The following is a 14,124-nucleotide window of genomic DNA, read 5'->3' as shown; positions in this document are numbered from 1 at the left end:
CTGACTCGGCTTACAGTATGAAAAAGCGCTGGGGAACGGCACCCAGCGCTTTAGTCTGTCAGTTTGCTGATGTATTTTGTGCGGCATCAACTATATCGCCTGAATGGAACCTTTTGAGTTCAACCTCAATTCCCAGTTCCCGGGCATATTTTTTTAATTCGCGTTCTTCTCTTTCCGTCACGAGCGAAATAACGCTGCCGGCTGCACCAAAACGACCAGTACGTCCTGAACGATGAACATATTGATTCAGGTCCTTCGGAAAATCAAAGTGGACAACATGGGTAATCCCTTGTATATCAAGCCCGCGTGCCGCTACATCGGTTGCCAGCAGCATCGGTGTTTTTCCCTGTCGGAATAGGCGCAGCGATTTTTGCCGCTCCATTTTATTTAAATCGCTGTGCAGCAGACTGGTTTTAATTTGTTTATATTGCAGCTTTTCAAATATAACGGTTAAATTCCCGATATCTTTGACAAAAACAAGTGCTTTTACGGAAGGCAGGCGGGATACTTTTTCAAGAAGCTTTATTTTGTCCCGCGCCTCGCTTTGAAAATAAATATGCTCAACCTTTGCTGCTTCAATGGTTTCATCCTTTTGCACAGAAATAATCTCAGCGCCGTTCGTCAGTTCTTCTGCAAGCTTGACTGTATGCTCCGGCAGAGTCGCCGAAAAGAGGACAACCTGGCGATCGCTTAATGTTGATTTGATAATTTGTTTAATCGTATCTGTGTGCTCAGGGACTAATAATTGATCTCCTTCATCGAGAACAACGGTTTTGACTTCATGCATTTTTAATTTCTTTTGTTTAATCAGTTCATTAATCCTGCCTGGGGTACCGGCCGCGATATGCGGATGCTTTTTTAATTTTTCCAATTGCCGTTTCACGTTTGCCCCGCCGATAAACGATGCACTGCGAATCCCGCTGCCTTCTGCCCATTTTTGAATTTCAGAGAGAATTTGCATCACAAGCTCCTGTGAAGAGGCTAGGATAACCGCTTGAACATTTAGTTTTTCTGGGTCAATGGCATTTAATACAGGAAGCAAATAGGCCAATGTTTTTCCTGTGCCTGTCGGTGACTGGGCAATAATGTCTTTTTTATCAAGAATAGCCGGAATCGCGAATGACTGAATCGATGTTGGACGGGCAAAACCTGCCTCTTCCCATACCTGTTGGATTGAGGGCTTTAATTGCGTGATAAGTTGTTCTGTCATTAATTTCTCCTTAAACAAATTTGATTGTTTTGATATATGCTTATTATAGTATCAAAATTTTGCCATTAAAAGCTATATTCTTCTCATATGAACAAACAATTGAGGACAAAAAAGAAGCTCATCAAGGAGATGAACTTTTTTTAGAATCCAGTAATGGCTAATACTGCCGGTCTTGGGATGTTGTCGCCTTTACGATGCGGCCACATGCTTGTCGGTTTGTTGATATCCTCTGTTTCTTCACCAGGATGCTAAACAGATAAGAATAGGGTCGTCTCATCCGGTGTAAAGCATGGTCCGGTCATCTCTGCTTCTTTAGGTGCAGAAGCAAATTGGTATGCTGCGCCTACTTCGTCTTCTTTAATATTTTTGTTTGGCATTGTCGGAATGACAAACATCCCATTGTTTTTAAAGTGCTTATAAATGCCGCCATTCAGCTTGCTAGAAGAAATATCCGTAACTGTCCAAAGATTCCCCTGAGTATCGAATGTTAAGTTATCAGGCGCACTGAATCCGCTTTGTTTTCCGCCGGCTGCAAAAATTTCGTAATCAAATGTTAATGTCCATTTTTGGTGCCAGGCACCAGTTTTCCAGTTTTATCTTTTTCTCAATAAGTACTGGTTGATCGGGCGGCCGATGCCGCCGTAATGGATGTCCATTTCAACAAGCCCGCATTTTTCAAGATAATCTAGATATCTGCGGACTGTCACCCGTGCCAGTCCGATTCCTTCTGCAACACTGTCAGCAGAAAGCGGCTCCGTGCATTTGGCTAAAAAGGCTGTCACTTTCTCCAGCGTATGCTGATTCAGCCCTTTTGGCAGCGTTATTTCTTCCGTCTCATCCTTTTGGAAGAAGATCTCATCTAATTCCTGCTGGGACATCGTAGCCTTCTCTTGCAATTGGCTGCGGAATAATCGGTATTTCTCGAGTGACTTTTTTATCCGGTCAAATTTAAACGGTTTTACGATGTAATCAAAGGCTCCCTGCTGAATAAACCCACGAATCGTCTCGATATCGCTAGCGGCGGTAATCGCAATAATATCCACCTTATGTGCTTCTCTTCTAATTTTATATAGCGTCTCCAGCCCGTCCTGATCCGGCATATACACGTCAATGAGGGCAAGGTCTGGTTTTAATTCCCGAATCAGATTAAGCCCTTCTGTACCGGTTCCCGCCAGGCCGATGACATGAAATCCCGGAACATTATCGACAAACTGCCGGTTTACCTCCTGAACCATTAAATCATCCTCTATTAACACTACCTTGATCACTTTCATCCCCCATTTCAAACGTGATCGAGAAAGATGTTCCGATATCGACTGTGGAATCTACCTGAATGGCGCCATTCCCTTTCTCCACAATCTGTTTAACCATATAAAGCCCAATCCCTCTTCCCGATGAAGATTTTGATGAATAACCTTCATTAAATATGAACTGAACCGCGTCATTCGGAATTCCGCAGCCGTTATCCTCTACCAAAATAGCAAAGACTTTTTCCGTTTGCTGAATGCTGATATAGATTTCCTTTTCTTTTTCTAGCTGATTTTTAAAAGAATCAAAAGCATTCTCAATTAAATTACCGAGTATCAGAACAAAATCATGGTGATCCATCCTCTGCGGAAAACTTTTCATAAAACTATGACGGTCTATCTCGACATGGATTCCCAGTTCTTTTCCCCGGCTTACTTTACTCAGCAGCAGTCCTGTGAGACTGTCATTCTTTATATGCTCACTTAAAAAGCGGGTCAGTTCTCCTTGTTCTTCCGTAATATCAAAAACATATTTTAGCGCCGCCTCTTTATTTCCAAGTTGAATCAAGCCGGCAATCGTATGGAGTTTATTCATATGTTCATGATTCTGAACCCTGAGTGCGCTGACAAACGCTTTAACACCTGTCAGCTCTTCAGCTAATTTATTTACTTCTGTCCGATCCTGAAAAATAGCAATGGCCCCTACTGTTTTTCCTTCGACTTTAATTGGAATGCGGTTGCTGAGAATAGCCAAATTTCGAATATGCAAATCTTTATTATAAATCGGTTTGTCAATCTCTAATATCTCCAGCAAATGCGTATCAGGCAGCACATCGACAATTCTTCTGCCGATGACATCTTCTTCAATCCCGAGAATCTCCTTCGCCTTACGGTTAAAAATCGTAATGACCCCATTATTATCAATCGCAATAATCGCTTCATGCATCGCATTAAACGTTTCGGTCCGCTCCACTAATAATTGGGCAATTTCATCCGGTTCCAGCTTAAACATCTGCCTTTTAATATGCCGTGCCAACAGCCAAGCTCCCCAGGCACTAAAGGCTAAGGCAATGCCGGCAGTTAGAAACAGCTGGCTTCTCAGAGAAGAAATCATATCGATAAATCCCGGAAGTTTATAACCGGCAATGGCCACGCCAATTTGCTGATGATCAGCATTCATAATCGGTACAAATGCACGTATGACGGTGCCAATCTCCCCTTTAGCCTTAGAAGTGTAGGAATGCTCGGTAAAAGCCGGTCCTTCATCAGCACTGCTCGAAGGGGTTCCAACCAAATCCTTATTTGGATGTGTTAAACGAATACGATCCATATCAAGAACCACAATGTAATCAGCATCGTTAATCATCCGCATTCTTTCCACTGTTTTCGATAGGCTGTCAACGGCTGCAGGGTTTACCTTGGTGTCCATTGTTAAATTTGGCAGTTCTGCAACAGTTCTAGCCGTTAACATCGCCTTTTCCTTTAACCGGTTTTCCTCTTCATGAAAAAACTGGCCAATTAAAATGATTCCGAGGAGCAGTAAGGAAAACCAGACAATATAAATAATCATCCCCGTCATCTTCCATTGAATCGGCAGCCGTCGTACCCTCATTGATGCATAACCCCTTTCAGAGAGGTTTATTTAAACTTTGTCACTAAATTGTCATTTTTTTCTAAATAAAACTTAATATTTTTTATTTTCTACTTTTATATTACCATGCAATCGGATTCATTTTATAAAAAAAATGATATAGTTAAATAAAAATAATCTATCTTCTAAAAACGGGGCGTATTTGTATGAAACATTTCATCACTGCCAGTATCTTGACCATTGTTGGATTAATTTTATTCATTTTCTATGACAACGGCTATCTTTTTCATGAGCAAAAAATCACAGCAGATGAGGAACAGAACGGGCTGAAGGATCAAATCATCATTCATTTCAGCCATGTTGTTGCAGAAAATACACCAAAGGGTCTAGCGGCACAAAAGTTCTCAGAGCTCGTCTATGAAAAAACAAACGGACGTGTAAAAGTACAGGTATATCCAAACGGAATTTTATATTCAGATAATGATGAGCTGGAAGCCTTAAAGGCAGGGGATGTCCAGATGATTGCCCCAAGCTTTACCAATATGACCAATATCGTACCTCAATGGAAGGTATTAGACCTGCCCTTCCTGTTTCAGGATGATGATCATATCAAAAGAGTTTTTACCGGTGAAACAGGGGAACAGCTTCTTGGATATTTAAATGAAAGGGAAATGAAAGGGCTGGCATTTTGGAGTAACGGTTTTAAACAAATGACAAGCAACAGCCATCCGCTCATTGAACCGGAGGATTTTGCAGGAGAGACATTCCGCATCATGCCTGGTCATGTATTAAAAAGACAGTTCTATGTCCTCGGTGCTAAACCGATTTCCACCGCCTTCACGGAAGTTTTCAGCTCATTAGAAAAACAGGTGGTGGACGGACAGGAAAATACGATATCGAATATTTATTCAAAAGGACTGTATCAATATCAGCCCTATCTGACGTTAAGCAACCATGGGGTTTTGGGTTATGCGGTCATTGTAAACCAGGAATTTTGGAACAGCCTCCCGCAGGATATCAGGCCGCAGATCGAGGATGCGATGAAGGAATCAACCCTGTGGAATATGGAAATGTCCGTCCAAATGAACAAAACTCAGCTTGAGGAATTGCGGAAAATGGAAAACCTTCATATATATAAACTTCCTGCTGATGCAAAAGCAAGGTGGATGGAGCGATTTAAACCACTGTACCGTGAAGTAGAACAAGAAACTGACCCTGAACTCATTACAGCGATCAAAGAAAAGGCGGCGCAAAATTCGCAAAATTAAGGATTCACAAGGGACTTCTGGCTTACAGAAGTCCCTTGTTATACATCAGCACCCATTTATTCATATAAATGATGTGCAATAAATTAACCTTATTAGGCAATAACATTGATTTATAGACATTTTATATCTGTTATACAACAAAATACGACCAAAAAGACCAAAAAGAACAATATCACCATAAAAACACATTGTGAAAATTGTTTGTTAATATAAAAACACGAAATGAAAACCGTTTTATAAATAGGGGGGATAGCATGAACATGAAAAAAATTCTCAACAATTTAACTGTCCGAGTGGTCATCGGTATTATCATCGGTATCATTATTGGATTTACGTTCCCGGAATTCGGCGCAAAACTAAAAGTTTTAGCTGATATTTTTATCAAAATGATCAAGATGGTGATCGCGCCGATTATCTTCTTTACAGTTGTAATTGGAATTGGCGGTATGGGGGACATGAAAAAGGTAGGCCGCATCGGGGGAAAAGCGCTTATCTATTTCGAAATCGTTACGACCTTTGCACTTGCGATCGGATTAATCGTTGTAAATATTATTAAACCTGGGGTTGGCTTCAATATTAATGCTGTAGAAGGCGGGGATATATCCCAGTATACGACACAAGCCGCTGAATCAGAGCATGGAGCTATGGCTTTTATTCTCAATATCATTCCAGATAATGCTGTTGCAGCACTTGCTGGGGGCGATTTGCTGCCAATACTATTCTTTGCCGTATTATTCGGATTCGCATTGGCTCACCTGGGGGAAAAAGGAAAGCCGATTGTTTCTTTATTCGAAAAACTTGCCGATGTATTCTTTGGAATCGTTAACATGATTATGAAATTTTCACCTATTGCTGCATCAGGGGCAATGGCCTACACAATTGGAAAATTCGGTCTTGGCTCACTCGCCTTACTCGGCAAATTAATGGGCTCTGTATACATTACCATGTTCATATTCATCGTTTTTGTTATTGGTACCATTGCAAAATTCTATAAATTCAATATCTTTAAATTTCTTGCCTATATTAAAGAAGAAATCCTGCTCGTGTTAGGAACCTCTTCATCAGAATCCGCACTGCCAAAGATGATGGACAGACTTGAGCGTTATGGCTGTTCTAAATCAGTTGTTGGATTAGTTGTTCCGACAGGATATTCCTTTAATCTAGATGGAACTGCCATCTATCTGTCTATGGCAGCTATGTTTATCGCACAGGCGTACGGTGTAGATCTTTCTATCATTCAAATGCTGACGTTAATGGGGATCTTAATGATTACTTCTAAAGGAGCTGCAGGCGTTACAGGCTCCGGATTTATCACCCTGGCTGCAACACTCGCTGCATTCCCGATGATTCCTGTTGAAGGAATTGCCCTTTTACTGGGTGTAGACCGCTTCATGTCTGAAGCAAGGGCAATTACAAACTTAATCGGTAATGGCGTAGCAACGGTAGTTGTTGCTAAAATGGAAGATGAGTTCCATCCTGGTGGTGCAGTTGAACCGGAAATGGAAGTACAGCCGCAATTGCAGACATCTACTCAGGAACAAATGATATAAAATCAAGCGCTAACTATTAAGGGGTCTGACTCCCGATTATACGATATTCAGCTTTTGTTAAAATTGAATATCGTATAAAGGAGTCCGGCTCCTTTACTTATTAAACAGACCTCTTACTTTCCGTATTGATTATTCACCATCATCTGTTACAATTTACATCAGTAATATTAAACTGTTATACAGCAAATATATTCTGTATTTTTTTAAAATTTAGATAGATTTCCTTGCTATTTAATATTATCATAATAATATTACATATACGTAATCTTCCATTACGTATATGTTTACGCAAATTCCCTTCTATTTAATAATGAAATAAGAAAGGCTGGTGTAAAATGGAAGAACTATTAGGCAAGATTAGCAATTTTGTTTGGGGACCGCCCACACTCATCCTCATCGTCGGTACTGGACTTTTTTTAACATTAAAGCTTGGCCTTTATCAGTTCAGCAGTTTGCCCTATGCTCTTAAGCTTGCTTTCTCTAAAAATCAAGACAAAACCTCTGAAGGGGACATTTCACACTTTCAATCCTTAATGACGGCATTATCTGCTACCATCGGTACAGGAAATATTGCCGGTGTTGCTACCGCTGTTGTATTAGGCGGACCGGGTGCAGTATTCTGGATGTGGATCACCGCACTTGTTGGGATGGCGACTAAATACGCTGAAGCCCTTTTAGCTGTTAAATACAGAATAGTAGGAAAAGACGGCTTAATGTCTGGCGGTCCTATGTATTACATCGAAAAAGGATTAGGCTGGAAATGGCTCGCCATTCTTTTTGCTCTCTTCGGTTCGATTGCCGCATTCGGTATCGGCAGCTCCGTACAATCTAATTCCGTTGCCGCTGCTGTAGAAAACAGCTTTGGTGTCAATCCATGGATTACTGGTATTATTCTTACTATCTTTACAGCACTGGTTATATTAGGCGGGATTAAAAGTATTGGACGAGTTTCTGCCTTTTTCGTTCCGATAATGGCCATTTTTTATGTCCTTGGCGGTCTCGTGATTATTATGATGAATCTTGATTTGCTTCCTAACGCTCTAGGTCTTATTTTTTCAGATGCCTTTACAGGACAGGCAATAGCTGGCGGTGCGATTGGTGCTGTTATCCGTTATGGAGTTGCCAGAGGTGTCTTCTCCAATGAAGCAGGTATGGGTTCAGCTCCAATTGCAGCAGCAGCTGCCAAAACGGATCACCCTGGGCGTCAGGCACTGATATCAATGACAGGTACTTTCCTGGATACAATTGTTGTCTGCTCTATCACCGGTATTACTCTTGTAATGGGCGGTATGTATACGGATGGTTTGACAGGTGCAGCGCTGACGACAGAAACTTTTGATGCTCTGCTTCCGGGGGGAGGCTGGATTGTAACAATCGGGATTATCCTTTTTGCCTATTCAACCGTAATAGGCTGGGCCTATTACGGCGAAAAGTGTTTTGCCTACTTATTTGGCAATCAGTCCTTTACGATTTACCGAGTGATTTACACAGCAACAGTGTTACTTGGTGCAGGAATGAATCTGGGATTGGTTTGGACCATTGCCGATATCTTTAATGCCCTTATGGCCATCCCTAACTTAATCGGTCTTCTATTCCTTTCCGGTGTGGTCGTAGCAGAAACAAGGGAATTCAAGCAAATTAGATCCCGGGAAAAACTAGCAGCAAAAGACCAAACGACGTTAAAGGCTTAACCCAAAAGGAAGAGGCTGGCTCTAAATTTAGAGTCAGCCTCTTCCTTTTTCACATTATAATCTTAATGTTTTTCCTGCAAAGAAGAATTCCCCTTCAACAGGGTAAACAGCTATTTCCGGGCTCTGCTTTTCAAAAGCTCTGACATCCTTCTCCACCGCTTCAAAATATAGCGTCTGTTCATTTAATCGATCAACGCCGGTAAATTCCTGCGGTAATCGGGAAGCATCGATAGAGTTATTAAAAATCAGCCATTTTCCTTTGCTTGACCTCACCTGTTCACTTGCTTCCTGCTCCTTTTCTGTATAAACAGGTACTGGCTCCTGATACAAATGAAGAAGATCTTCAATCACAGCACTTGCTGTTGGATATTTACCTGCACCAGCACCTGTCAAGGTAATATTTCCAACGATATCCGCATCTATCGAAACGGCATTTTGCACCCCTTCTACTCCATAGAATGAATGGCTGGCAGATACAAGAACAGGCTGAACCCTGCATTGAATGGCATTTTCATATTTTTCTATTTTAGCAACATGTTTAAATTTCAACCCCAGTGCTTCCGCCTGCTGGATTTCATTTTGCGTAATGGAGGTGATTCCCTTACGATAAACATGTTCCTCTTGCGGAAGCTCGCCATAGACAACTTGGCTGAGAACCAATGCCTTATAATAGGCATCGAAGCCTTCGATATCGTTGGTTGGATCAGCCTCAGCATAGCCCTTTTCCTGAGCAATCTTTAATGTATCTGCGAAAGGCTGGTCCTCCTCCCTCATCGAAGTTAGAATAAAGTTCGAAGTACCGTTAATGATACCTTCCACCTTTGTTACTCTGTTGATATTTAGTAATTTTCTCAAGGTTTGAATGACCGGTATACCGCCTCCAACAGTCGCTTCAAAGCCGGCGGCTGTTTGATAACGTGCGGCCAATGATAACAGTTCTTCACCATGGCTGGCAAACATTTCTTTATTAGCCGTCACAATGTGACAACCTCTCTCGATAGAACGCTTCAAGTAAGGAAAGCTGGCATTCCCTACAATCGCATCTATGACAATATCTAATTGCGGCAGCCCCAAGATTTCTTCAAAGTTGTCTGTTAACAGGACTTCCTTTTCAATTGCCTTATGCTTCTCTTTATTGTTTACCAGTACAGCTGCAATCTTTACAGGCTTTTTCAAGAAAAACTGCAGCCGCTCCTGTGACGTTTGAATAATTTCATATACTCCCTGCCCAACCGTTCCAAATCCTAATAACGCAACATTAATTGCTGTCATCATGCCTCATCCCTTTCAAATTCTAATCCTAATCCTTAAAGTCTTCATTCACTTTTGCATGACTCCCAGCCGAAATTTCACAGACAGCCCGCCAAGTTGTTGTATTTTCCCCTGATACAACTAATTTTCTATATAAAAAGACCCCTTCAAATATAAATAAGAAGAGGCCTTTCATCGATTCCTCCTCTTATCTGCCAGAAAACATTCTGCAGAAATTAGCACCTTTTCAAGTATCTTGAAGGTTGCCGGGCTTCATAGGGTCTGTCCCTCCGCCACTCTGGATAAGAGATTACTATTTCATTGTTATCTATATAAATTTCTTAACCCACTAGTACATTAGCAAAAAATTCATTATACAGCGCTTGTACAGCTTTTTTCTCATCTTCTTCTTTCACACCGAACATCATACTTACTTCAGATGACCCTTGATTAATCATGTCGATATTGATCCCAGCCTCTGCCAAAGCTTTAGCTGCTCTTGCCGTTGTACCGACACTGCGGCGCATTCCTTCTCCTACCACCATAATTAAAGCAAGGTGATGCGCGATTTTCACTTCATCCGCATGAAGTTCTTCTTTAATTCGGTCAATAACAGCCTTTTTCGTTTCTTCATTTAATTGGTCTTCACGCAAAATTACCGTAATATCATCAATTCCTGATGGAACATGCTCATAGCTTAAATGGAAATCCTCAAGAATTTGCAGCAGACGGCGACCGAAGCCCACTTCCCTGTTCATTAAATATTTACCGATATAAATGCTGCAGAAGCCGTCATCACTGGCAATTCCAACTACTGGTCCATTCGTATTTTCACGAGTATTGACAATTTTTGTTCCAGGAGCAGCTGGATTATTTGTATTTTTCACTTTTACCGGAATACCGGCACGGAAAGCAGGAATTAATGCCTCATCATGGAAAACAGAGAAACCTGCATAGGAAAGCTCACGCATTTCACGATAAGTTAATTCGCGGATTTCCTTTGGATTTTTTACAATAGATGGATTAACGGTATAGACCGCATCAACGTCAGTAAAGTTCTCATACAAATCTGCTTTAACTCCATTTGCTAAAATTGAGCCGGTAATATCAGATCCGCTGCGTGAGAAGGTTAATACATCTCCCTCTTTGCTGTATCCAAAAAATCCAGGGACAATTAAAATACCTGAACGGTCGCGTAATTTATAAATTAAATCATAAGATTCAGGTAATACTTGGGCGCTCCCCGGTTCATTTGTTACAAAAATGCCAGCATCTTTTGGATTTACATAATGGGCTTCAACACCCTTTGATTGAAAATAGGCGGCAACAAGCTTTGCATTATTATCTTCGCCAGCAGCTTTCATCGCTTCTATGAAAAGAACAGAGTCTTGTTTCTCCTGTTTCATAATAGACGATAAATCATTTTTAATTTGTTCAATCACCGTTTCCGGGATATTTAATTCTTCCGCAATACTTGCATATCGATTTACAATCGTATTAAACTCTTCAGTTGTATCCTGCTCTGCAAGACACTTTTCACCTAATAAAATTAATAGATCCGTTACTTTTATATCATCACTATATCGTTTTCCCGGTGCGGAAACAACGACAACCTTACGTTCTGGTTCTGCCATTACAATATTATAGACTTTTTCTAATTGAGTTCCGTTCGCTAAAGAACTTCCGCCAAACTTTACGACCTTCATTTTTACAACCCCTACATTATAAATTTCAGTAAAATTGTATTTTTTTATTATCCGCTCTTTTGTAAAAAAAAGCAATAACTATTTCTCTTATATAAAGACAATTGTATTTTCCAGGCGAACAAAATACAAAAGATTGACAAATAAATAGAAAATCCGAGTTTTTTCAAGCCCGGATTTTCGTTTATTTTACCATATTAGACACTGCTGACAAGTAGATTCTCTATCGACTGTTCTATGATCACAGATCCTCCGGCCGATGCTCGAGGAAGTTCCTGTAGGCAAATCCTTTCACATCATCCTCTTTAAAATATTGCAGCAGTTTTTCGATTAAATTCTGGGTTTTTGAAGCATCCTCCAGTCCCTGTACGAAGGCAGAGATTCCGTCAAAGTCAGATCCCAGTCCAATATGCTTTTTGCCGCCAAGGGAACAAAAATGATCAATATGGGCAATCAAATCATCAATGGCTGCCGACTCTCCTCCATCTCGAATGAACTCCGGATAATAAACAACATGCACCATTGCGTCCGCTTTAAACATGGCCCTTGCCTGTTCATCGGTTAAATTACGCGGGTGATTGCAAATCCTTTTGGCATTAGAATGGCTGGCTATCGGGAAACGGGCTATCTCGATGGCGTCCCAAAAAGCACGTTCACATAAATGAGAAACATCCGTTAATACATGGTGCTCATTATTCCAGCGGACAATCTCTTTTCCGAATAATGTCAGACCGCCGCCGCGGGGTTCCCCGGCGCCATCTGCAGCAAGATTGGCATGATTCCATGTTAGCCCAATAGAACGGACTCCAAGCTGGTAGAGAATATTCAGCTTGGTTAAATCATTACCAATGGCGTCAACCCCTTCAAGGGTCAGCATCGCACCGATTTCCCCGTCCTGCAGCCGTTCAAAATCTGACCATTTGGTGATTTGCTTCATTTCAGGATTTTTTCCCAGCACTTCGCTGTAAAAGTAATCTATTTGCTCCAACGCAGCCTGAAATTTATGATCTGAAGGAATATCAGGTTCGAGAAAAACAGCAAAACACTGTACTTTAATCTTCCCTTTTTGTAAATTGACTTTATTCGTGTTCAACTCTGCTCCATCAGCAAATGATAATTTTCCCTTTGCCTCCCAAAGCTTTAGCAAAGCATCACAATGGAGATCAATAATATTCATGGGCAGAACTCCCTTCTATAGGTATTCAAGTATTGTGCCTGTAATAATTGGACAAATTCCCCTAAAAACCTTTTATTCCATTTATTTAGTTCTTGTCCCTCAACTAAAGTTGGTTAGAGTATTATTAATTCAACTGTCTACTTGAAGCAGAGTAAAAACCACTTTTGATTTAAGCTATGAAGTGGTTTTTGCTTATTTACAAATATAATGCAAGAAGAGCACCGTAATACCTAGCCTATATTTCTTTTCGATAGGAATAGAAGTATAATCGTTAAGAAAATTAGTTATTTCTTCACGATCGAGGTTAGCATATAAGGCCAATGTTTCCGTTGATATCCCAAATTCCGTTTCTAGGGTTTCTATGATAGAACGAACTCTTTCATCCTCTTCAATTGAATTCATTCCTAATGTAAGCAACATAATTAAATCAATTAAATCCAGTTGCTTTTCTAGAGATAAAGAAGACAGAGCATCTTCGCCATTTGCATAATTTAAAATTAGCTCGTCTTTAATACCAGTAATCTTACTCAAAGAATTTAATGGGAATTTGTATTTTTCAAAAAGTATTTTTAATAACTCTCTTGGATCATTATTATCAAGCATATTATAATACCTTCTCCCCGTATGATCCGATATATATTTATTATATTGAGTAGAAAATATATTATATATTTCTACTCATAAAACAACTTACCCTCAAGTCGGCAATCTTATTTATAAACCCATGTTATATAATTAGTCACGGTTTTTGCAACAGGTTTTCCTGAAAGATAGGCTATTCCATTTAATGAAGCTCCATATCTATTATTATAATATCCATTATATGTTACAGAACCACTAAATTTAGTTATATCATACCTTCCCTGACTGAATCCTGATGTAACGTTCGTTATTGACAATATACCTACAAAACTATCAGCTGGTGTAGACATAGATATTTTATATTCAACCCTATTTCCTACAGCTGTTAAACTCAACATTCCTGCAGGTCCTGGGAAGTCCACCAACGGTTGAACTGTATTCTCTGTTTTTATTTCATTATTAGTGGAATTTAATAAGATAGGAACATCAACGGTTTCCCCTTGTTTCAACTCCACTTCAATTGTATTAGTTTAGTTAGGAAACGTGTTAGGATTTTTTATATCTTCCCTTGCAAAAGCTGTTGAAGATATTGTCATAATCAAAATAACTGTTAATATGCAACTGATGATTCTTTTTATGTTTCTCATTTTTATCTCCCCCATAATTTTGAATGAATTTTATTAAAAATATTTTTTTGTAAAAACTAGGAACTTCACAGACTCACTCTACTAACGCTAATTTTCAATCTTTCATTTATTAACCTCCCTCTATAAATGCTGATTTATCAACGGTTTAAGCCGTTGGTGGGGTGTCAAAAAAATATTTTTCGACACGGCCTCTAACAATATTTTGAT

The 14,124-nt window shown here is 40.0% G+C and carries 12 protein-coding genes, 1 pseudogene and 1 riboswitch; of the genes and pseudogenes, 3 read left to right on the top strand and 10 right to left on the bottom strand.

Translation table 11 applies throughout. From position 1 onward, the window contains the following. Window positions 1-58: 58 nt before the first annotated feature. The 4 genes and pseudogenes from HNR53_RS19390 to HNR53_RS19375 all read right to left on the bottom strand — a co-directional run bounded on the left by HNR53_RS19390 (window position 59) and on the right by HNR53_RS19375 (window position 4,069). Window positions 59-1,210 (bottom strand): DEAD/DEAH box helicase, encoded by a 1,152-nt coding sequence (locus tag HNR53_RS19390; protein WP_184529159.1) that lies wholly within the window; start codon window positions 1,208-1,210, stop codon window positions 59-61. A 140-nt stretch (window positions 1,211-1,350) separates the two neighbouring features. Further along, window positions 1,351-1,767 (bottom strand): annotated as a pseudogene (locus tag HNR53_RS19385) (alkaline phosphatase PhoX); the annotation flags it as partial. A 36-nt stretch (window positions 1,768-1,803) separates the two neighbouring features. Further along, window positions 1,804-2,478, bottom strand: coding sequence for a response regulator (locus HNR53_RS19380; RefSeq protein ID WP_343065362.1), 675 nt, complete (start codon window positions 2,476-2,478; stop codon window positions 1,804-1,806). After that, complete coding sequence (locus tag HNR53_RS19375) at window positions 2,450-4,069, bottom strand: ATP-binding protein (RefSeq protein ID WP_184529155.1); 1,620 nt, start codon at window positions 4,067-4,069, stop codon at window positions 2,450-2,452. Before HNR53_RS19375 ends, HNR53_RS19380 begins: the two co-directional genes overlap by 29 nt. 185 nt (window positions 4,070-4,254) lie before the next feature. Between HNR53_RS19375 and HNR53_RS19370 the strand changes: the two genes are divergently transcribed. The 3 genes from HNR53_RS19370 to HNR53_RS19360 all read left to right on the top strand — a co-directional run bounded on the left by HNR53_RS19370 (window position 4,255) and on the right by HNR53_RS19360 (window position 8,557). Then, window positions 4,255-5,316 (top strand): TRAP transporter substrate-binding protein, encoded by a 1,062-nt coding sequence (locus tag HNR53_RS19370; RefSeq protein WP_184529153.1) that lies wholly within the window; start codon window positions 4,255-4,257, stop codon window positions 5,314-5,316. 260 nt (window positions 5,317-5,576) lie between these two features. Then, window positions 5,577-6,866, top strand: coding sequence for a dicarboxylate/amino acid:cation symporter (locus tag HNR53_RS19365; protein WP_184529251.1), 1,290 nt, complete (start codon window positions 5,577-5,579; stop codon window positions 6,864-6,866). A gap of 335 nt (window positions 6,867-7,201) precedes the next feature. Continuing rightward, on the top strand, window positions 7,202-8,557 hold the full coding sequence (locus tag HNR53_RS19360; protein WP_184529151.1) for an alanine/glycine:cation symporter family protein: 1,356 nt from the start codon (window positions 7,202-7,204) through the stop codon (window positions 8,555-8,557). Window positions 8,558-8,611: 54 nt separating this feature from the next. On the opposite strand, the gene HNR53_RS19355 is transcribed toward HNR53_RS19360, so the two are convergent. The 6 genes from HNR53_RS19355 to HNR53_RS19330 all read right to left on the bottom strand — a co-directional run bounded on the left by HNR53_RS19355 (window position 8,612) and on the right by HNR53_RS19330 (window position 13,779). Further along, complete coding sequence (locus HNR53_RS19355; protein ID WP_246439697.1) at window positions 8,612-9,832, bottom strand: homoserine dehydrogenase; 1,221 nt, start codon at window positions 9,830-9,832, stop codon at window positions 8,612-8,614. A 25-nt stretch (window positions 9,833-9,857) separates the two neighbouring features. Beyond that, a complete protein-coding gene (locus tag HNR53_RS19350) occupies window positions 9,858-10,004 on the bottom strand; it encodes a hypothetical protein (protein ID WP_184529149.1) in 147 nt (48 codons plus the stop codon). Window positions 10,005-10,013: 9 nt separating this feature from the next. Continuing rightward, window positions 10,014-10,117: riboswitch (SAM riboswitch) on the bottom strand. Window positions 10,118-10,149: 32 nt separating this feature from the next. Further along, window positions 10,150-11,514, bottom strand: coding sequence for an aspartate kinase (locus HNR53_RS19345; protein ID WP_184529147.1), 1,365 nt, complete (start codon window positions 11,512-11,514; stop codon window positions 10,150-10,152). 238 nt (window positions 11,515-11,752) lie between these two features. Further along, complete coding sequence (locus HNR53_RS19340; RefSeq protein WP_184529145.1) at window positions 11,753-12,688, bottom strand: dipeptidase; 936 nt, start codon at window positions 12,686-12,688, stop codon at window positions 11,753-11,755. Window positions 12,689-12,880: 192 nt separating this feature from the next. Beyond that, the gene (locus HNR53_RS19335) at window positions 12,881-13,291 is read right to left on the bottom strand and encodes an HTH domain-containing protein (RefSeq protein ID WP_184529143.1); all 411 of its coding nucleotides are present in this window, start codon (window positions 13,289-13,291) and stop codon (window positions 12,881-12,883) included. 107 nt (window positions 13,292-13,398) lie between these two features. Then, the gene (locus tag HNR53_RS19330; RefSeq protein ID WP_184529141.1) at window positions 13,399-13,779 is read right to left on the bottom strand and encodes a hypothetical protein; all 381 of its coding nucleotides are present in this window, start codon (window positions 13,777-13,779) and stop codon (window positions 13,399-13,401) included. Between the last annotated feature and the right edge of the window lie 345 nt (window positions 13,780-14,124).

This window comes from Bacillus benzoevorans (genome assembly GCF_014207535.1).
Classification (GTDB): Bacteria; Bacillota; Bacilli; order Bacillales; family Cytobacillaceae; genus Bacillus_BD; species Bacillus_BD benzoevorans.
This window is presented reverse-complemented; position numbering and strand designations above follow the sequence as displayed.

Bases quoted from the DNA above. Each gene is read 5' to 3' on its own strand.
- HNR53_RS19355 (WP_246439697.1), bottom strand. From the start codon at position 9,832: ATGATGACAGCAATTAATGTTGCGTTATTAGGATTTGGAACGGTTGGG.
- HNR53_RS19335 (WP_184529143.1), bottom strand. From the start codon at position 13,291: ATGCTTGATAATAATGATCCAAGAGAGTTATTAAAAATACTTTTTGAA.
- HNR53_RS19345 (WP_184529147.1), bottom strand. From the start codon at position 11,514: ATGAAGGTCGTAAAGTTTGGCGGAAGTTCTTTAGCGAACGGAACTCAA.
- HNR53_RS19370 (WP_184529153.1), top strand. From the start codon at position 4,255: ATGAAACATTTCATCACTGCCAGTATCTTGACCATTGTTGGATTAATT.
- HNR53_RS19340 (WP_184529145.1), bottom strand. From the start codon at position 12,688: ATGAATATTATTGATCTCCATTGTGATGCTTTGCTAAAGCTTTGGGAG.
- HNR53_RS19350 (WP_184529149.1), bottom strand. From the start codon at position 10,004: ATGAAAGGCCTCTTCTTATTTATATTTGAAGGGGTCTTTTTATATAGA.
- HNR53_RS19390 (WP_184529159.1), bottom strand. From the start codon at position 1,210: ATGACAGAACAACTTATCACGCAATTAAAGCCCTCAATCCAACAGGTA.
- HNR53_RS19365 (WP_184529251.1), top strand. From the start codon at position 5,577: ATGAAAAAAATTCTCAACAATTTAACTGTCCGAGTGGTCATCGGTATT.
- HNR53_RS19375 (WP_184529155.1), bottom strand. From the start codon at position 4,069: ATGAGGGTACGACGGCTGCCGATTCAATGGAAGATGACGGGGATGATT.
- HNR53_RS19360 (WP_184529151.1), top strand. From the start codon at position 7,202: ATGGAAGAACTATTAGGCAAGATTAGCAATTTTGTTTGGGGACCGCCC.